The organism is Streptomyces sp. NPDC093065 (assembly GCF_044754585.1).
In the GTDB taxonomy this organism is placed as follows: domain Bacteria; phylum Actinomycetota; class Actinomycetes; order Streptomycetales; family Streptomycetaceae; genus Streptomyces.
On sequence record NZ_JBIVPJ010000026.1, the window covers coordinates 39,672 to 57,104 of the forward strand.

A 17,433-nucleotide genomic window follows, 5' to 3' on the forward strand; every position below is an offset into this window, starting at 1 on the left:
CCTCCGGTGCACCGCCGGACGGGTGACTCAGACGTGCCCCGGCCCACCGCTGCCGAAGGATCCGCTCGACCCCGGCGACCAGCGGCGCCGCTGCTGGTCGTCGCCGCGGCGGCTGCCCGAGTGGTGCAGCTGGTAGGGCATGAGCCGCGGGCTCCCGTCCTCGTTCAGCGGGATCTCGTCCGGTTCCCGCACCTCCCGCTCCTCGCGCACGGGACCGGTGTCCGGGAGGTGCGGCTGTTCGTCGGCACGGGGGCGGCGGGGCTCCCGGTCCATGACCCGCATGCCCGTGCGTACGGCCCAGACCAACGCTCCGGCGATCACCAGCCCGATCACGAAGACCACGAACACTTTCAGCCCGCCCGTGGGCGCGGCCAGCAGTACATGCGTTCCCGTACTCATGTTCTGATTATGTACCCCCAAATGATATAAAGCGCCTGATATGTCCCGCGCACTCTCCCCGTGATTGGGACGGGCCGTGTGCTGGTACCCGGACGGCGCGGGGCGGTGCCGGCCTCGGGCCTCCGTCCCCGACGCGTCACCGGTGGAAGGAGCACCCCATGACCGCGCCGTTGACGGCCGACGCCCACGAGTACGGCCTGGTCGGGGACGGTGTCGCCGACGACCGGCCGGCCCTGCAGAAGCTGGTGGACGCGCTGGGCGACGCCACGGCCGCGGACGGACGGCCGCGCACGGTGCGGGTCCCCGCCGGGCGGTACGCGATCCGGGACCGTCCGGTGCTCTGGCGCAGCGGCGTCTCCCTGGCCGGCGCCGGACGCGGCGCCACGTGCTTCGAGCTCTCCAACCCCGGCGCCCCGGCTCGGCCGGTGCCGCTCGCCTGGTTCACCACCGCGCAGCACGGCGCGGGACGCGACCACCACATCGCCGACGTCACCTTCGCCCACTTCGAGATCGACGGCCTGCGGGTGGAGACCGAGGAGTACGAGGTCCTGGCCAAGGGCCTGGGCCTGCAGTACGTGCTGCGCGGGCGCTTCACCGACCTGTACATCCACGACACCGCCGCCACCGGCTTCGGGTGCGACTTCCTCCAGGACACCGTGGTGGAGGGGGTGCTGACCGAGCGGTGCGGGCGGCAGGACCCCGGCGAGAAGATGGGCGGCGCGGGCATCGGGATCGGGGTCGGCGGGTGGGGGCCGGTCGAACGGCTGGCGGTGACGGACTGCACGGCCAACGGCAACGGCACCAACGGCATCTTCTTCGAACTCCAGCAGGACCACTGGACCCCGCCCCGCGGCATCCGCGTCACCGCCTGCCACACCGAGGACAACCGCTACGGCATCTCCGACTGGGGCGCCGACGGCCTGCTCGTCACGGGCTGCACCATGCTCGGCAACCACGTCGCCGGCTTCGACGTGTCCGCGCAGGGCACGACGAGCGTCGGCGGGCGCGGCGGCATCGTCACCGGCTGCGTGATCGACGCCAACCCGGGGGACGGCATCGCGCTCGGCAACACCCCGGGCCCGTACGGCTTCCACGGCAACCGCGTCGGCAACAACGGCCGGTACGGCTACTGGGAGCACAACCTGTCCGGCGGCGACCAGGAGCCCGCCACGGACATCGTCCTGGAGTCCAACGACATCCACGACAACGCGCTGGACGGCATCCGCGTCGACGCCCCGCTGCACGAGCCCGCGATCTCCGGCAACCGGATCCGCGGCAACGGCCGCCGTGCCGCTCCGGGGACGCGAGGAAGCGGCGAGGGCGTCCGGTGCGGGCCGCTGTCCCTGACCGACGAGCGGGCGGACTGGCTCCCCGGCGGTCACCGGGGCAAGGAGCTGACGGTCGGCGGCGGCCCCGCACAGGCCGAGGCCACCGCCGTGGTCGTCGACAACACCGCCACCGGGCTGAGCCTCGCCCCCGTGCGCCCGGGTGCCGGCACCGCCTGGCCCGACGGCACGCCGGGCCCCGGCACCGTCTACCGCCTCCCGGACTGCCCGGCCCCGCGCGCCGGCCTCACCGCCGACGCAGCCGTGACCCACCCGTACGTGCAGGGCAACCGCGTCCGCGACGACGGGCACCCCCGCACCCAGATCCACGCCGTGTGGATCGCGCCCGAGGCCACCTGGACGGGCGGCCGGGTCTCCGGCAACGACTTCGGCGGCAACGCCTCGGCGTCGACCCGCTTCGACTCGGCACCGCGCGGCGGCCGCTGGCGCGACAACGCGGGGTGACGCGTGCCGGGGCGGGCGGAGGCGGGCTGACGCGGGCCGAGGCGGCGGAGGCGGGCGTCAGGGTGCCCGCAGGGTGTCCACCGCGATCCGGGCCGCGGTGCCGATCACCGCGTCCGCGGCCGGGAGACCGCCGCGGTGCGGGCGGGCGGTGCGTGCGCCGTACCCCGGTGGCGGCACGTGAAGTGTGACTCTTCTGCAACAGCCGCAAAGCACTCCAGGTGCCGTACCAAGTCCACGACCAGTAGTCATATCGGTGAGTGCTCGATCCGACATCCATATCGGTCTTGGACAAGGGCTCGGCGGGATTGCTCTCCTCGGGCCATGCGCTCCTTCCGTGGCCCCGTGTTTGGTGATCTCGTCATCCGTGACCTCGCACTCCGTGCGCGCCGGTGGCCCGGCGTGCTCGCCCTCGCCCTCGCTCTGCCCCTTGCCGGCTGTGCCACCGGCTCCGACTCCGGCTCCGAGTCCCGCGCCGGCCGCCCGGACACGACACCGTCGGCGAGCATCCCGTCAGGCATTGGAGGCGGCACCGGTACGGCCACCCCGGCACCCGGAACCCGCGAACAGCTCCGCGTGGACGGCGACATCCGCCGGTACCTCCTGCACCGGCCCGCCGCCTCCGCCTCCGACGGCCGACGGCCCCTGGTCGTCGCCTTCCACGGCCGCGGCGCCGACGCCGCCGAGCTGCGGGCGAAGACCCGGCTGGACAAGGCGGCCACCGCGCGCGGCATGCTCGTCGCCTTCCCCGAGGGACTCGGCCACGGCTGGGGCGCGGGCACGCGGGCGACGAAGCAGCGACCGGACCCCGGCCTGGACGTGCGGTTCACCGAGGCGCTGGTCGAGCACCTGGTCCGCACCGAGCGGGCCGACCCCGGGCGGGTCTACGTCGCCGGGTTCTCCAACGGCGGCTCGATGGCCCTGCGCATGGCCGCCGAGCGTCCCGGCCTGCTCGCGGGAGCGGCCTCGGTCTCCGGCCAACTGCCCACGGGCGAAGCCGCGGTGGAGCCCGCCGGGCCCGTCCCCGTCATGGTCGTCTACGGCGCCGACGACCCCGTACGGCCCCTCGCCGGCCTCCCCTCCCCGCCGCCGGACCCCGGGGAGCCGATCCTGGCGACGCGGTCGGCGCGGGACACCGCGGCGGCGTTCGCGGCGGCCGGGGGCGCGGGCCGGCCGGTCACACGGCAGGAGAAGGGCTACGACCGGACGGTGTGGCAGCTCAAGGCCGGTGCCGCGGGCGGCGGGCGGCGGCCCGGCGGCACCGTGCAGCTCCTCGTCGTCGAAGACGCCGGTCACACCTGGCCGGGCTCGACCGTCCCGCCGCCCGAGGGGTTCGGCCCCGTCAGCGAGGCCCTGGACGCCACCGGCACGATCCTCGACTTCCTCACCGATCCCGATGCCGGCCGCTGACCCGACAAGGACCTTCCACGCCCGGGGCGGCGGACCATGGAAAGCGAACAGTCGTCCTATGGATCACCGGCGCTGGTCGCGCGGACCTGCACGCGCTCCTGGCCGACCTGCCCGGTCAGGTGGGCGCCAAGACCGGCACCGCCGAGGTCTCCGACGACCGGGACGACAACGGCTGGCTCGTCGCCCGCCGCGGCAACGTCGCCGTCGCCGCGGTCGTCGAGGAGGGCGTCACGGGCGGCGGCTCGGCGGGTCCGATCGTGCACAGCCTGCTGTCGGCCGTGCCGGACGACCCGTCCTGAACTCCCCCGCCGGCGGACGGCGGGTCAGGCCCGGGACGTGCCCTGGGTGCCGGTGCCGGGGTCCTCGCGCTCGACCGTCTCGCCCTGGATGACGCGCGGTGTCCCCGGCTCGTCCGCGTCCCTCGCCGCGCGGGCCTCGGACTTGAGGATGCGGGCCGACTTGCCCGCCGAGCGGGTCAGCTCGGGGAGTTTCTTGATGGCGAGGACGACCGCGACGACGATGAGAATGATCGCGAGTTCGCTGAGTCCGAACACGGTGCTCCCCTGGTGGACGTACGGTGCGGGCCCGCGGCACGGGCCCGCACACGGAATCTACGGCAAGCTCGCCGGGCCGGGCACCGCGGCCCGGGGACCGGGCTTCAGAGGTCGAACTCGTGCGGCGGCAGGTCGAGGGCGTAGCAGGCCTCGCGGACCACGGCCCGCTCGTCCTTGTCGAAGTCCCCGTCGGCGCCGCCGATCACGATGCCGATCTGCACCACGGCGCGTGCCTCGGCGGGCTTCTTCTTCGCCTTGGCGATCTCCTGGAGGATGCCGACCTTGCCGAAGGCGAAGTCGGCGGTGAGCTTGTTCAGGTTGTCCTCGAACCGGCGGCGCAGGTCGTCGGCGGGGAAGTTCTGCAGCACCTCGTTGGTGGAGATCAGCTGGGCGACCCGCTGCCGCTCGGAGGGGTCGACGGTGCCGTCGGCCGCGGCGACCAGCGCGCACATCGCCATGCTCGCGTCGCGGAAGGCACCGCTCTTGAGGTCGTTCTTCTTCGCCACGAGCTGCGTCTGCATCTGCGACGCGGACTCCTTGAAGCGGTCCCACAGGGCCATGAGAACTCCGTACTCCGTGCCGGTCGGACGGAAAAGGGTGATCGGGGTGGATCGGGTCCGAATCGGGGGCGACCCCGACTCTCTACATCACTGTAGAAGTTATCAGCCTTCCTCGTCCTCGGCGCCGTCCTCGGCGTCGTCCTCGAAGAAGTCCCCCACCTCGTCGACGACTTCGGCCGCCACCATCCCCCCGGCGACCCCCACCGCGCCCGCGACGACGGCGGCACCGACGCCGGGGCCGCCGCCCGAATGCGCCGGCTCGTGACCGGCGTAGCCCGACCCGTGGCCGGCGTAGCCGGACTCGTGGCCGTAGACCGCGTGGGAGCCGTACGACGCGCGGTGCTCGACCAGCTCCTGGATCCAGCCGTCGACCAGGGTGTTCCAGTCCTGCGGTCCGGACGGGCCCTCGTGCGGGACGGTGAAGCGGCTGAGCGCGTCGTGGCCGTCGGAGAACGGGCCGCCGCGCTTGTCCGCCTCCAGCACCACTTCGAGGCCGCCGGGCACGGCCAGGAAGGTCAGCTCGATCTCGTTGACCTGGTGGGCGTAGCGCGGCGGCGGGGTCAGCTCGATCTCCTGGTAGAAGGGCAGCTGCTGCCCGGTGCCGCCGATGCGGCCGTACTCCAGGTCGGCGGAGCGGAAGCCGAAGCCGAGCTGTCCGAGGGCCTCCAGGACGGCCTCCTGGGCCGGAAGCGGTGCCACGGTCAGCGGGTCCAGGTCGCCCTTGTCCCGGGCGCCGGCCACCGCCAGCTCGGTGCGCACCCCGAGCACGATGCCCAGCGGCTGCCCGTGCAGCTCGGTGGCCGGGGTCTCCCAGGGCAGCGTCACCGCGAACGGGATGCTCGTCTCCTCGCCCGCCGCGAGCCGGAAGGCGCCGTGGACGGTGTGCCGGCCGAAGACGACGACGCCCTCCCCGTCCGCTTCTCCCTCTCCGGCGCTCTCCTCGTGCTCGGTCTCCACGCGGGCCACCAGCTCCAGCGCGACGTGCTCGACGTCGTGGTCGGCGGTGCCGCCGACGAGGTGGACCCGGCCCGACAGCGTGCCTCCCGGCCGGGCGGCGCCCGGGTCGAGGACCGTGTCCACCGTGGGCCCGCCCACGCCGAGGGAACCGAGCAGCCGCTTGAACACCATCGAGGCGTTCACTCCTTCACGTTCGTGCGGGGATGCATCGTGCGGTAACTCCTGTGCCTGACACCCGGGGGAACAACCGGAATCCTCCGGTCGTTCTCTACAGGCGAGTAGAAGCATAGGGGCCTCAGGACTCCCGATCTTTTTGCTCGTCCTTTACCATGAGGGAGAACCCTCGGGCGCCCGGCCGGCACCGGCGCCCATCGACCCCGTTAAGGAGTCCCGTTCCGTAATGGAGCCCCCCAGTACCGGCCGTGCCACGGCCGGCCCGCCAGTTTCCCCGTACGTGCGTGAGGGAAGCGGGGTGGCACGGTGACCGAGGTCCTGCTGCTCCTGCTGGCCCTCCTGCTCACCCTCGCCTGCGCGGTCTTCGTCGCGGCCGAGTTCTCCCTGACCACCGTCGAGCGCGGTGACCTGGAGCGGGCCGCCGAGTCCGGTGAGCGCGGCGCCGACGGCGCCCTGAAGGCCGTACGCTCCCTGACCCTCCAGCTGTCCGGCGCGCAGCTCGGCATCACCGTGACCTCGCTGGTCATCGGCATGCTGGCCGAGCCGTCCATCGCCGTGCTGCTGCGCGGCCCGCTGACGGCGGTCGGCCTGGGCGGCGCCGCCTCCACGGTGGCGACCCTGCTCGGCGTGATCGTCTCCACCGTCGTCCTGATGGTCGTCGGCGAGCTCGTCCCGAAGAACTGGGCGATCTCCCGCCCGCTGGCCGTCGCCAAGGTGGTCGCGGGCCCGCAGCGCGGCTTCACCACCGCCTTCGGCCCCTTCATCCGGCACCTGAACGGCACGGCCAACCGTGTCGTGCGCCGCTTCGGCCTGGAACCGGCCGAGGAACTGGCGTCCGCCCGCAGCGCCGAGGAACTGGTCGCCCTCGCCCAGCACTCGGCCGCGGAGGGCGCCCTGGAGGCGGACTCGGCCGAGCTGTTCGTGCGTACGCTCCACCTGAGCGAGCTGACCGCGGAGAACGTCATGACCCCGCGCGTGGACGTCAAGGCCCTGGAGGCCCACGCCACCGCCGCCGACGCCGCCAACCTCTCGCACGCCACCGGCCTGTCCCGCTTCCCGGTCTACCGGGACAGCCTGGACGAGGTCGTCGGCACGGTCCACATCCGCGACGTGCTGGCCCTGGAGCCGGACCGGCGCCGGGCCACCCCCGTCACCGACCTGGCCACCGCGCCCCTCCTGGTCCCGGACAGCCTGCCCGCCGACCGCCTCCTGGAGCGCATGCGCCGCGCCCGCACCATGGCCGTCGTCATCGACGAGTACGGCGGCACGGCGGGCGTGGCGACCGTCGAGGACATCGTCGAGGAGGTCGTCGGAGAGGTGCGCGACGAGCACGACCCGGTCGAGACACCGGACCTGCTGCCCGCCCCCGCCGGCGCGGACGGCCGCGCGGCCTGGGAGGCCGACGGCTCGCTGCGCCTCGACCACCTGGAGCGCATCGGCCTGACCGCGCCGGACGGGCCGTACGAGACCCTGGCCGGCCTGGTCGCCACCCACCTGACGCGCATCCCGGCCAAGGGCGACGTGGTCGCCCTGGACGGCTGGCGCATCGACGTCCTCGACGTCGACCACCACCGCGCCGACCGCCTCCGCGTCACCGCCCCCGCGGCCGGACCGGCGGCGGACCACCGGGAGCCGGAGCGGTCCGAGCAGTCGGCGCACGCGGAGCGGGAGCCGGCCCGATGACCGTCGTACAGCTCTTCGTCGGGGCGCTGACGCTGCTGACCAACGCGTTCTTCGTGGGCGCCGAGTTCGCCATGATCTCCGTGCGCCGCAGCCAGATCGAGCCACGCGCGAAGACGGGCGACAAGCGCGCCCGGATGACCCTGTGGGGCCTGCAGCACATCTCCCAGATGATGGCCACGGCCCAGCTCGGCATCACCGTCTCCTCCCTGGTGCTCGGCGCGGTCGCGGAGCCGGCCATCGCGCACCTGATGGAGCCGGTGTTCGAGGCGGTCCACATGCCGCACGCGCTGGTCCACCCGGTCGCCTTCGCCATCGCCCTGACCCTGGCGACGTACCTGCACATGCTGATCGGCGAGATGATCCCGAAGAACATCGCGCTGGCCGCCCCGGCGACCACCGCGCTGCTCCTCGGCCCGCCGCTGGTCGCCCTCACCCGTGCCCTGAAGCCGGTCGTGTTCGGCATCAACGCCTTCGCCAACACGCTCCTCAAGCTGCTGCGGGTGGAGCCGAAGGACGAGGTCGGGGCCGTCTTCACCGACGACCAGCTGGCCCGCATGGTGGTCGACGCCAGCGAGGCCGGACTGCTCGCCCCGGCCGACGGCGAGCGCCTGCGCGACGCGCTGGAGCTGGGCACCCGCCCGGTCGGCGAGATCCTGGTCCCGGTCCAGAAGATGCGCACGGTCCCGCACACGGTCACCCCGGCCGAGCTGGAGCGCGTGGCCGCCGGCGCGGGCTACTCCCGCTTCCCGGTCACCGGCCCCGGCGGCACCGTCCTCGGCTACCTGCACATCAAGGACACCCTGGGTCTGACCGACCGCGAGAGCCCCTTCCCGCGCGCGGCCCTGCACCGCGTCACCCGGGTCCGCATCGACACCCCCCTGGACGACACCCTCACCGCCCTGCGCACCGAGGACAGCCACCTCGCCGCGGTCACCGGCGAGACGGGCGCGGTCCTGGGCTTCGTGACGATGGAGGACGTCCTGACGGAACTGGTGGGGCCGACGACACCGGTGGCGTCGTAACCCGAGCCGCCCCACCCCACCCCACGCCGCCCCGACCTGACGCGGCCGGCCGCCCCTCGGCCGGCCGCGTCGCGGTGCTCCGAACCGGGCCCCTTGTGCGCTCGGCCCCCCGATTGCCCCCACCACGCATTAGAGTGCCGCCGTGCGTTGATTGTGCCGTGTGTCACACAACGCGTCATGGCGGACGGGCGAGGGGAGCCCGTCCGGGCTCGAAAGCAAGTGTCTGGGGGGTTCCATGCACGAAATGGTCAAGGGGTCCAACATCGCCCTGGCGGCCCTGAGCGACAGCGTCGGCTCCGTGATCGTCAGTCTGGGCTGGTCAAGCCCGACCGGCGAGGGCGACGCGGACGTGTCCGTCCTGCTGCTGGGCGGTCACGGGAAGGTGCGCACCGACGCCGACTTCTACTTCTACAACAATCCCGTCGCCGCCGACGGCAGTGTGCAGCTGCTGGGCAAGGCTCCCTCGGGGGGAGGGCAGCGAGGACCGCATCGTCTTCGACCTGACGGCGGTTGCGCCGGATGTCGAGCGGGTGGTCGTCGCGGCGAGCCGGTACGAGGGAGCCCGGTTCGGAGAGCTGGACGACCTTCGGGTGACCCTGGCCGACGGAACCGGCGAGGGCCTGCTGAGGTTCGCCATCGACGACGCCGGGTCGGTGAGCGCCTTCATCTTCGGCGAGTTGTACCGCCGCGGCGAGGAGTGGAAGTTCCGGGCCGTCGGCCAGGGATACGACGACGGCCTCGCCGGTCTGGCGACGGACTTCGGCGTCGACATCGAGGACGACGCGTCCAGTGCGGACGAGGAGCCGTCGGCGGAGGAGCCGCCGGACGAGCAGCCGGACGACAAGACGGAACCGCGGATCCCGCACGAGCCGCACACCGCACCGGCACCGCCGGCGACGCTGGAGGCCGTCCCCGCTCCCCGCCGGTCCGAGGAGGACGCGGCACCCCCGAAGAAGCCCGGCACACGTCCCCGTACGGCCAAGAAGAAGGTCACGCTGCCCAAGGTGGTGAAGAAGCCGCTCGCGGAGAACGACTCCTGGCGGGAGGCGAGGCTCTTCCCGGTGTCCGCGCTCAAGAGCGACCGGGACCGCGAGACCCGCGCCACCTCGGTGCTGCTGTCGGTGATGGCGCAGGTACCGGAGTTCGGCAGGAGGCTCACCGCCGCTTTCGGTGCTCCGTCGGGCCGTATGGAGACCTTCACCGAGGTCTCGCTGCCGCACGGCGACACCCCGCGCCGCCCCGACGGCGTGATCCGGGTGGAACGGGCCGGCAAGCTGTGGACGGCGCTGGTCGAGACCAAGACCAACGGCAACGCGCTCAGGCCCGAACAGGTGCAGGCGTACGCGGACATCGCCGCGCGGCGCGGCTACGAGGCCGTCATCACGCTGTCCAACGACGTCGCGCTGGAGGGCAGCCCGCTCGTCGAGGTCAAGACCGACGGCCGGCGCAAGCACAAGGTGGCCCTCTGGCACCTGTCCTGGGCCGAGGTGGCCCACCAGGCACAGATGCTGCTGCGCCACGAGGGCGTCGGCAACGGCGCCCACGCCTGGCTGCTCCAGGAGCTCCTCCACTACCTCCAGCACGAGAACTCCGGCTGCCACGGCTTCCAGAACATGGGCGCGGCCTGGGTGCCCGTACGCCGGGGCATCGACGAGGAGACCCTGTGCCAGGGCGATCCGCGCCTGCTGGAGGTGGTCGAGAGCTGGGAGCGCCTCATCAGGCAGGTCTGCCTGGGACTCGGCGGCGAGCTCGGGCACAAGGTGCTCCCCGTCCGGCGCGCCAAGCGCGGAGCCGACCCCGGGGCCCGTCGGATGGAGATGGCCGACCGCCTGTGCGGGGACGGCAAGCTGCACGCCGAACTGCGCATCGAGGGCACCCAGGGCGTCCTGGCGATCACCGCGGACCTGCGCACCGGCAAGCTGCGCACGTCCTTCGACATCCCGGCCCCCGACCAGGGCTACCCCCTGACCTGGGCCAAGCGCCTCATCAGGTGGCTGGCCGAGGCACCGGCCGACCTGCACGTCGAGACGCTGGTCGAGGGGGAGGCGGGCGGACCGCGGGGCACTCTGGAGCGGCTGCGTCCGGAGCCCGGGGACATGCTGCCGAAGAACGGCGCCCAGATCACCGGATTCCGGCTCTCCCTCTTCAAGGGCATGGGCAACTCCCGCGGCAAGACCGAGTCGGGCTTCATCCGCAGCGTCGACGACGCCGTGCACCGGTTCCACGGCACCGTCGTCGCCCCCCTGGACCGGTCGGCGCCGCGCACGGCGTCCTCCGTGGAACGCGCCGCCGCGACCTGAGGTCCGAGGCGGGCCCAGGAGCCCCGGCGGCACGGCCGGGGCTCCGTGGCCCGTCCCCGTGCGGGATGCTTGCCGCATGTTCGAGACGATCCAGTGGCGCTGCCACGTACGGGCCAATGACCGGCGCGCGGCCGAGCGCGTGGTGGGCCGGGTCGCGGCCGGGCTGGACAGGGACATCCGGATCGAGACCTACGAGCGGTACCGGAAGTTCCCCGAGCTCGCCGAACTGCGTCTGACCTCGCCCCTCGATGCGGACGGCCCGGAGGCCGCGCTTCTCGCGGTCCTTCGGAGCGCGTGGCGGATCGCGACGCCCTGGTCGCTGGGGCCCCCGGGAACGGACGGTGAGTTCGACGGGGTCGCCTCGGCGAACACCGGGTCCCGCTTCGCCGTTCCGGGCGTCGAGTGGATGCAGTTCCACGTCACCGACCGGCGGATCTGACCCGGGGAACCCGCGCGTGATCACGTTCGTCTTCTGCCACGACGGCGACACGACGGCGACACGACAACGACACCCGCACCGTCGGGGGCAGGAGCAGGGCGGCCGGTCCTGGGGTGGGGCGAGGTGCGGGGACCGGACGTGCGGGACGTGGCCGTGCGGTCCGGCCGGCGGCGGCCGGCGTCCATGGCGTTCGACCCGGTACTCGTGCTGATCACGGGCGACGGCGAACGCCCACTGCTCTTCACGGTGCGCGTGGGGACCGAGGGGGACGGCACCGTCGAGGCGAGCGCCCCGTCCGCCGTCCCCGGGGGCATCCACACCCCGGACGAGTACGAGCTCTCGAGGACGTCGACCCCACCGGGGAGCAGCGGTTGGCGCTGCTGCGGGAGTGGACGGCGGCGGCGTCCAGAGTCCGTCCCCGGAGCCCGGCCGCTCCTGGAACCGCTCCCCACCCCCCTACCGGGGTATCACCGCGGTCTGGCTCTCCGGGGTGACGGCGAGGAGTCGCCGGACACCTAGTCTGGTGCCCATGACCTCAGTGGAGGAGGAGCGCCCGCGCGCGCTGCTCGCGGGGGCTTCGCGGTGGTGGGTGCGGGCGCTGCCGTGGGCCGTGGCGTTCGTGCTGTGCGTCGCGCTGCTGCCGACCACCATCGTGGTCCTCACCCGCGACTACGGGCTGAACGACGGCGTCGCCTGCGCGCTGGCCGTCGCGCAGGCGGTACCGCTGCTGCTCGCCGTCGTACGCCCGCTGCAGGCCTGGTACGTGGTCTTCGCCGCGGACGTGGCGGGAGCGCTCGCCCTGCTCACCGTCGACTTCGAGGAGCGGCTCCTGTGGCCGTTCCCGCCGATGGAGCTCGTCGGGTACATCGCCCTCTGTCTCGCGCTCGGCCTGCGCGAGCGGCGCCGGACGCTGGTCCTGGTGTGGCTGGCGACGGCGGGCGCCAACGTCGGCCTGGTATTCGCCGCACCCCACGGCGCCGGTGCCAGGGGACTGCTGTTCACCATCCTCGGGGGTGTCGCGCTCCTGCTGAGCGGGGCGCTGCGGGAGCGGTACGAGGTGCAGCGCAGGCTGGCCGAGCAGGAGACGATCAGCGAGGCCGAGCGGGGCCGGCGGACCCTGCTGGAGGAGCGCGCCCGCATCGCGCGCGAGCTGCACGACGTGGTGGCGCACCACATGTCCGTCATCACGGTGCAGGCGGACACCGCGGAGTACCGCCTCGCGGCGCTGCCGCCCCACGTGCGGGAGGAGTTCACGTCCATCGCGTCGACCGCCCGGGAGTCGCTCGGCGAGATGCGGCGCCTCCTCGGCGTCCTGCGCAACGAGGAGACGCGGGGCGAGCTCGCGCCCCAGCCGGGCCTCCCGCAGATCGGGCAGCTGGTGGAGGCCACGTCGAGGGCGGGCGGGCCGGTGGACTTCACCCCCTGCGAGGCCGAGGTGCCCGAGGCGGTGGGGCTCTCGGCGTACCGGATCGTCCAGGAGGCCCTCGCGAACGTCGTACGGCACGCGCCGGGTGCCCGCACGCACGTGTCGCTGTCGGTGGCGGAGCCCGCGGACGGCGGGGGCGGGGCCCGGCTCACCGTCCTCGTCGTCAACGACCCGCCGCCCGAGCCGCCCGCCGGACCGCTCGAAGTGGGCGGCACCGGGCACGGCCTGGTCGGCATGCGCGAGCGGGTGCGGCTCGTCGGCGGCACCCTCGACGTGGGTCCGCTGCCGGGCGGCGGCTTCCGGGTCGCCGCCCAACTTCCCCTGAGCGAAGAGGACTTCACGTGACGACGCGCGTCATCATCGTCGACGACCAGGCCATGGTGCGGGCCGGCTTCGCCGCGCTGCTGGCCGCCCAGAGCGACATCGACGTGGTGGGCGAGGCCCCCGACGGTGCGCGGGGCGTCGAGCTGAGCCGGCGTACGCATCCGGACGTCGTGCTGATGGACGTGCGGATGCCCGAGATGGACGGCCTGGAGGCCACGCGCCGGCTGCTCGCGCCGCCGCCCGGGGGTGGGGGCACCTCCCACGCCGTTCAGGCAGTGCGGGAGCACCGGCCGCGGGTCCTGATGCTCACCACGTTCGACGTCGACGACTACGTCTACGAGGCGCTGCGGGCGGGCGCGAGCGGTTTCCTGCTGAAGGACGCGCCGCCCGCCGACCTCATCGCCGCCGTACGGGTCGTGGCCTCGGGCGACGCGCTGCTCGCCCCGTCCGTGACGCGCCGTCTCATCGCGGACTTCGCCCGGCAGCGGCCCGTGGCACGGGGCAAGCCCGCACTGCGGCTCAAGGGCCTGACGGAACGCGAGACCGAGGTCCTCACCCTCGTGGCGCGCGGCCGGTCCAACTCGGAGATCGCCCAGGCACTGGTGCTGGCCGAGCAGACGGTGAAGACGCACGTGAGCCGGGTCCTCACCAAGCTCGACCTGCGCGACCGCGCCCAGGCGGTGGTCTTCGCGTACGAGTCGGGGCTCGTGGCCCCGGGGGAGTAGCCCGGCCCCCGCCACACCCCCTACCGGGGTATCAGTCCCACATTGGCTCCCGGGTATGACGCCCGGCGTGCGGCCCGACCCGCACTCTTCAACCCGTCACGAGACGCACGACGTACGGATGAGGAGACGGGACCATGAGGCTACGCAGGGGCAAGCGGCAGAAGGCCGGCGACCGGCCGGGGGCGGAGCACCGTCCCGAGGGCCCGGCCGCCACCGCCGGCACGCCCGGTCTCGCCGTCGAACTGCGCGGGGTGCGGCGGCGGTACGGCCGCGGCGCCGGCGCCGTGCACGCGCTCGCGGGCATCGACCTCGCGCTCCCGCGCGGCACTTTCACCGCCGTCATGGGGCCGTCCGGGTCGGGCAAGTCCACCTTCCTGCAGTGCGCCGCCGGGCTCGACCGGCCGTCGGCGGGATCGGTGCGGCTCGGCGGTACGGAGATCACCGGCATGAGCGAGAACGCGCTCACCGAGCTGCGCCGCAGCCGCCTCGGTTTCGTCTTCCAGGCCTTCAACCTGCTGCCCTCGCTGACCGTGGAGCAGAACGTCCTGCTGCCCATGCGCCTGGCCGGACAGCGCCAGGACCGCGGCCGGGCGGCGACGGTGCTCGCGCAGGTCGGGCTCGCCGACAAGGCGCGGCGCCGGCCCGGCGAGCTGTCCGGCGGCCAGCAGCAGCGGGTGGCCGTCGCCCGCGCCCTGGTCACCGCCCCCGACGTGATCTTCGCGGACGAGCCCACCGGCGCCCTCGACACCGGAACCGCCGCCGAGGTCCTCGGGCTGCTGCGGCACGCGGTGGACACCCTCGGCGCCACCGTCGTCATGGTCACCCACGACCCGGCCGCCGCCGCCTGGGCCGACCGCGTGCTCTTCCTCGCCGACGGCGCCTTCGCCGACCACCTCGAACGGGGCTCCGCGGAGCGGATCGCGGCGCGGATGGCCGCGCTCACCGGTCGTACGCGGGCGACTGCCGGGGCCGGCGCCGGGGCGGGGGTGGCGGCATGAGCCTCAAGCCCAACGGCCTCGCCCGCTCGGCCGTCCGGTTCAAGCCGGCCTCGTTCGTGGGGACGTTCGTCGCGCTGATGATGTCGGCGCTGGTCGTCGCGGCCTGCGGCGTCCTGCTGGAGACCGGCATCCGCGCCTCCGTGCCGGCGGAGCGGTACGCGAACGCGCCGGTCGTCGCGGCGGCCGACCAGTCCGCGCGGGTCGTCGCCGACACGGTCGACGGCCCCGAGGAGACCGAGTACCCGCTGCCCGACACCGCCCGCGTGGACGCGGGGCTCGCGGCGAAGGCCGCCGTGGCGCCGGGCGCCGCCACCGCCGTACCGGACTTCACCTTCCCGGTGCACCGGGACGCCTCCGCCTCCGGCGCGCTCACCGGGCACGGCTGGGGCTCGCACGTCTTCACCGGCACCGGACTGTCCCGGGGCGCCGCGCCGCACGCGGGCGAGGTCGTCCTCGACGCCGCCGCGGCCCGTGCCGCGCGGGCCGGCGTCGGCGACACCGTCGTACTGGAGACGGCCGACGGGCGGGCCGGCTTCCGGGTGTCCGGGCTGGCCGAGGCCGGTGCCGGGGACACCGCGGGCGAAGGGGCGGGCGGCGGGGCCACGGCCTGGTTCGCCGACGCCGAGGCGTCCGTGCTGGCCGGGCACCCCGGCAAGGCCGACGCCGTCGCCGTCATGCCGGAGGACGGCGTCGGCACGGACGCCCTCGCCGCCGCCGTCGCCAAGGCCCTCACCGGCTCCGGCGCGCAGGTGCTCACCGGCGACGACCGCGCCGAGGTCGAGGACCACGGGCTGGCGTACGCCAAGGAGACGCTGTTGGCGGTCGGCGGCTCCTTCGGCGGGGTCGCCACGCTGGTCGCGGTCTTCACCGCGGCCGGCACGGTCGCCCTCTCCGTCGGCCAGCGCACCCGCGAGTTCGCGCTGCTGCGGGCCGTCGGCGCCACGCCCCGGCAGGTCCGGCGGGCCGTCGCCGCCGAGGCGCTGCTCGTCGCCCCGCTCGCCGGGCTGCTCGGCTGCCTGCCGGGCATCGGGCTCGCGCACTGGTGGTTCGGGCAGATGCAGGACCGCGGGGCCGTCCCTGAGGCGGTCGATCTGCACGTCTCGGGGTTGCCGCTGCTGGCCGCCGTCGGTCTCGGGCTGCTCACGGCGCTCGGCGCCGGGTGGGCGGCCGGGCGCAGGCCCGCGAGGATCAAGCCGGGTCAGGCGCTCGCCGAAGCGTCGGTGGAGCGGCTGCGGCCGGGCGTCGTCCGTACCGTCCTCGGTGTCGCCGCGGTCGGCGGCGGCTCGGTGCTCGCCGGAGTGGCGGCCTCCGCCGCCGGTTCCGACGCGGCGGACGCCTCCCTCGGCGTCGTCATGCTCTTCATGCTGGCCGTCGCCCTGCTCGGCCCGCTCATCGCCCGGCTGTGCGCGGCGCTCTTCGGCCTGCTGCTGCGCGGCGGTGGCGCGTCCGCGTCGCTGGCCGCCGCCAACTCCCGTACGAACGCCCGCCGCCTGGCCTCCGCGATCACCCCGATCGTGCTGGCCATGGCCTTCGCCTCGACGCTCGTCTTCATGCACACCAGCGAGAGCCACGTCGCCTCGGAGCAGCTCCGCGACGGCATCACGGCGGACCACGTCGTCACCGACCCGGCGGGCCTGCCCGCCGACGCCGCCGACCGGGCCGCCCGCGTGCCCGGCGTCGACGCCGCCGTGAGCCTGCTGGACACGCAGGTGCTGGTGCCCGTCCGGGGCGGCGGCGAGACGTCGCTGCAGGCGACGGCGACGCAGGGCATCTCGGGGTCCGGCGCGCAGCTCGCGAAGGTGCAGGACCTGGACGTGCGCGAGGGCAGCCTGGACCGGGTGGGGCCGGGCCGCGTCGCCGTCGACAGGACCCTCGCCACCGCCACGAAGACCGGGCTCGGCGACAGGCTGTCGCTCTACCTCCCCGACGGCACGAAGGCGTCCCCCGAGATCGTCGCGGTGTACGGCCGCGGCCTCGGCCTGCCCGCGGTGACCATGGACCGCGCGTCCCTGGACGGCCACGTCACCTCCGCCTTCGCCGACACGCTGCTGGTCGGCGGCGGCCGGGCCGAGCCGCTCGGCGCGCTCGGCGAGGTCACCGACGCCTCGGGGTACGCCCTCGCGCGGAACGTGGACCGCGAGTTCGGCGCCTGGGCCAACTACACGATGGCCGCCGTCCTGGGCGGCTTCGCCGCCGTCGCCGCGGTCAACACCCTGGTGATGACGGTCCTGGACCGCCGCCGCGAACTCGACACGCTCCGCCTCGTCGGCTCCACACGGCGCCAGGTGCTGCGCATGCTGGGCTGGGAGAGCCTGCTGGTGTCGGCGGCGGGCGTGGCCCTGGGCACCGCCATCGCCATGATCACGCTGACCCCGATGATGCGCGGCCTGACCGGCGAACCCCCGCACGTCCCCCCGCTGCTGTACGCCGCCTTCGCCGCCACGGCGGCGGCCCTCGCCCTCGCCGCCGCAACCCTCCCGGCCCGTGCGGCACTGCGCGACCGGGGGGCATGAGCCCCGGCCGCCCACGAGGCCCCCGCGGGGCCGCCGGACCCCGGCCACGGGTCCCGGCCGGTGGCTGCGGCCCGGCTGCCCGGCGGCGCGGAGTCTCTTCGGGGGCGGGTCGGCTCGCTCGGAACTTCGCCACCTGCCGAAACCCGGCGACCAAGCCGACCC

The 17,433-nt window shown here is 74.3% G+C and carries 13 protein-coding genes and 2 pseudogenes; 11 read left to right on the forward strand and 4 right to left on the reverse strand.

Annotated features, from left to right (window positions below; genetic code table 11):
• Positions 1-27: 27 nt before the first annotated feature.
• The gene (locus tag ACIQFU_RS32960) at positions 28-399 is read right to left on the reverse strand and encodes a DUF6479 family protein (RefSeq protein ID WP_402556515.1); all 372 of its coding nucleotides are present in this window, start codon (positions 397-399) and stop codon (positions 28-30) included.
• 158 nt (positions 400-557) lie between these two features.
• On the opposite strand from ACIQFU_RS32960, the gene ACIQFU_RS32965 reads away from it, so the two are divergent.
• The 3 genes and pseudogenes from ACIQFU_RS32965 to ACIQFU_RS32975 all read left to right on the forward strand — a co-directional run.
• Positions 558-2,189: a right-handed parallel beta-helix repeat-containing protein gene (locus ACIQFU_RS32965; RefSeq protein ID WP_402556517.1), complete on the forward strand. Its 1,632-nt coding sequence runs from the start codon at positions 558-560 to the stop codon at positions 2,187-2,189.
• Between the two features lie 342 nt (positions 2,190-2,531).
• Positions 2,532-3,596, forward strand: a complete 1,065-nt coding sequence (locus tag ACIQFU_RS32970; protein ID WP_402556519.1) for an alpha/beta hydrolase family esterase — start codon at positions 2,532-2,534, stop codon at positions 3,594-3,596.
• A gap of 95 nt (positions 3,597-3,691) precedes the next feature.
• Positions 3,692-3,895: pseudogene (locus ACIQFU_RS32975) on the forward strand (penicillin-binding protein); the annotation flags it as partial.
• A 24-nt stretch (positions 3,896-3,919) separates the two neighbouring features.
• Here the strand turns inward: ACIQFU_RS32975 and ACIQFU_RS32980 are convergent.
• The 3 genes from ACIQFU_RS32980 to ACIQFU_RS32990 form a co-directional block, all read right to left on the reverse strand.
• The gene (locus tag ACIQFU_RS32980) at positions 3,920-4,150 is read right to left on the reverse strand and encodes a twin-arginine translocase TatA/TatE family subunit (RefSeq protein ID WP_402556520.1); all 231 of its coding nucleotides are present in this window, start codon (positions 4,148-4,150) and stop codon (positions 3,920-3,922) included.
• A gap of 104 nt (positions 4,151-4,254) precedes the next feature.
• Complete coding sequence (locus ACIQFU_RS32985) at positions 4,255-4,710, reverse strand: tellurite resistance TerB family protein (RefSeq protein ID WP_153178834.1); 456 nt, start codon at positions 4,708-4,710, stop codon at positions 4,255-4,257.
• 102 nt (positions 4,711-4,812) lie between these two features.
• Positions 4,813-5,838, reverse strand: a complete 1,026-nt coding sequence (locus ACIQFU_RS32990) for a sporulation protein (protein ID WP_402556605.1) — start codon at positions 5,836-5,838, stop codon at positions 4,813-4,815.
• Between the two features lie 309 nt (positions 5,839-6,147).
• On the opposite strand from ACIQFU_RS32990, the gene ACIQFU_RS32995 reads away from it, so the two are divergent.
• The 8 genes and pseudogenes from ACIQFU_RS32995 (at position 6,148) to ACIQFU_RS33030 (ending at position 17,271) form a co-directional block, all read left to right on the forward strand.
• Positions 6,148-7,524: a hemolysin family protein gene (locus ACIQFU_RS32995; protein WP_402556523.1), complete on the forward strand. Its 1,377-nt coding sequence runs from the start codon at positions 6,148-6,150 to the stop codon at positions 7,522-7,524.
• Positions 7,521-8,546 carry a hemolysin family protein gene (locus ACIQFU_RS33000; RefSeq protein WP_402556525.1) on the forward strand — a complete coding sequence of 342 codons (1,026 nt, stop codon included), beginning with the start codon at positions 7,521-7,523 and terminating at the stop codon, positions 8,544-8,546. Before ACIQFU_RS32995 ends, ACIQFU_RS33000 begins: the two co-directional genes overlap by 4 nt.
• A gap of 235 nt (positions 8,547-8,781) precedes the next feature.
• Positions 8,782-10,846 (forward strand): annotated as a pseudogene (locus tag ACIQFU_RS33005) (TerD family protein).
• 76 nt (positions 10,847-10,922) lie between these two features.
• A complete protein-coding gene (locus tag ACIQFU_RS33010) occupies positions 10,923-11,285 on the forward strand; it encodes a hypothetical protein (RefSeq protein WP_402556526.1) in 363 nt (120 codons plus the stop codon).
• 529 nt (positions 11,286-11,814) lie between these two features.
• Positions 11,815-13,056 carry a sensor histidine kinase gene (locus tag ACIQFU_RS33015; protein WP_402556527.1) on the forward strand — a complete coding sequence of 414 codons (1,242 nt, stop codon included), beginning with the start codon at positions 11,815-11,817 and terminating at the stop codon, positions 13,054-13,056.
• Positions 13,053-13,760: a response regulator gene (locus tag ACIQFU_RS33020; RefSeq protein ID WP_402556529.1), complete on the forward strand. Its 708-nt coding sequence runs from the start codon at positions 13,053-13,055 to the stop codon at positions 13,758-13,760. The genes ACIQFU_RS33015 and ACIQFU_RS33020 overlap by 4 nt, the downstream gene beginning before the upstream one ends.
• A gap of 134 nt (positions 13,761-13,894) precedes the next feature.
• A complete protein-coding gene (locus ACIQFU_RS33025; protein WP_402556530.1) occupies positions 13,895-14,758 on the forward strand; it encodes an ABC transporter ATP-binding protein in 864 nt (287 codons plus the stop codon).
• Complete coding sequence (locus ACIQFU_RS33030; RefSeq protein WP_402556532.1) at positions 14,755-17,271, forward strand: FtsX-like permease family protein; 2,517 nt, start codon at positions 14,755-14,757, stop codon at positions 17,269-17,271. The genes ACIQFU_RS33025 and ACIQFU_RS33030 overlap by 4 nt, the downstream gene beginning before the upstream one ends.
• Positions 17,272-17,433 lie beyond the last annotated feature (162 nt).

Excerpts from the sequence above, each read along its gene's own strand:
- ACIQFU_RS32990 (WP_402556605.1), bottom strand. The coding sequence starts at position 5,838 with ATGGTGTTCAAGCGGCTGCTCGGTTCCCTCGGCGTGGGCGGGCCCACG.
- ACIQFU_RS33030 (WP_402556532.1), top strand. The coding sequence starts at position 14,755 with ATGAGCCTCAAGCCCAACGGCCTCGCCCGCTCGGCCGTCCGGTTCAAG.
- ACIQFU_RS32965 (WP_402556517.1), top strand. The coding sequence starts at position 558 with ATGACCGCGCCGTTGACGGCCGACGCCCACGAGTACGGCCTGGTCGGG.
- ACIQFU_RS32985 (WP_153178834.1), bottom strand. The coding sequence starts at position 4,710 with ATGGCCCTGTGGGACCGCTTCAAGGAGTCCGCGTCGCAGATGCAGACG.
- ACIQFU_RS33000 (WP_402556525.1), top strand. The coding sequence starts at position 7,521 with ATGACCGTCGTACAGCTCTTCGTCGGGGCGCTGACGCTGCTGACCAAC.
- ACIQFU_RS32960 (WP_402556515.1), bottom strand. The coding sequence starts at position 399 with ATGAGTACGGGAACGCATGTACTGCTGGCCGCGCCCACGGGCGGGCTG.
- ACIQFU_RS33010 (WP_402556526.1), top strand. The coding sequence starts at position 10,923 with ATGTTCGAGACGATCCAGTGGCGCTGCCACGTACGGGCCAATGACCGG.
- ACIQFU_RS33025 (WP_402556530.1), top strand. The coding sequence starts at position 13,895 with ATGAGGCTACGCAGGGGCAAGCGGCAGAAGGCCGGCGACCGGCCGGGG.
- ACIQFU_RS33015 (WP_402556527.1), top strand. The coding sequence starts at position 11,815 with ATGACCTCAGTGGAGGAGGAGCGCCCGCGCGCGCTGCTCGCGGGGGCT.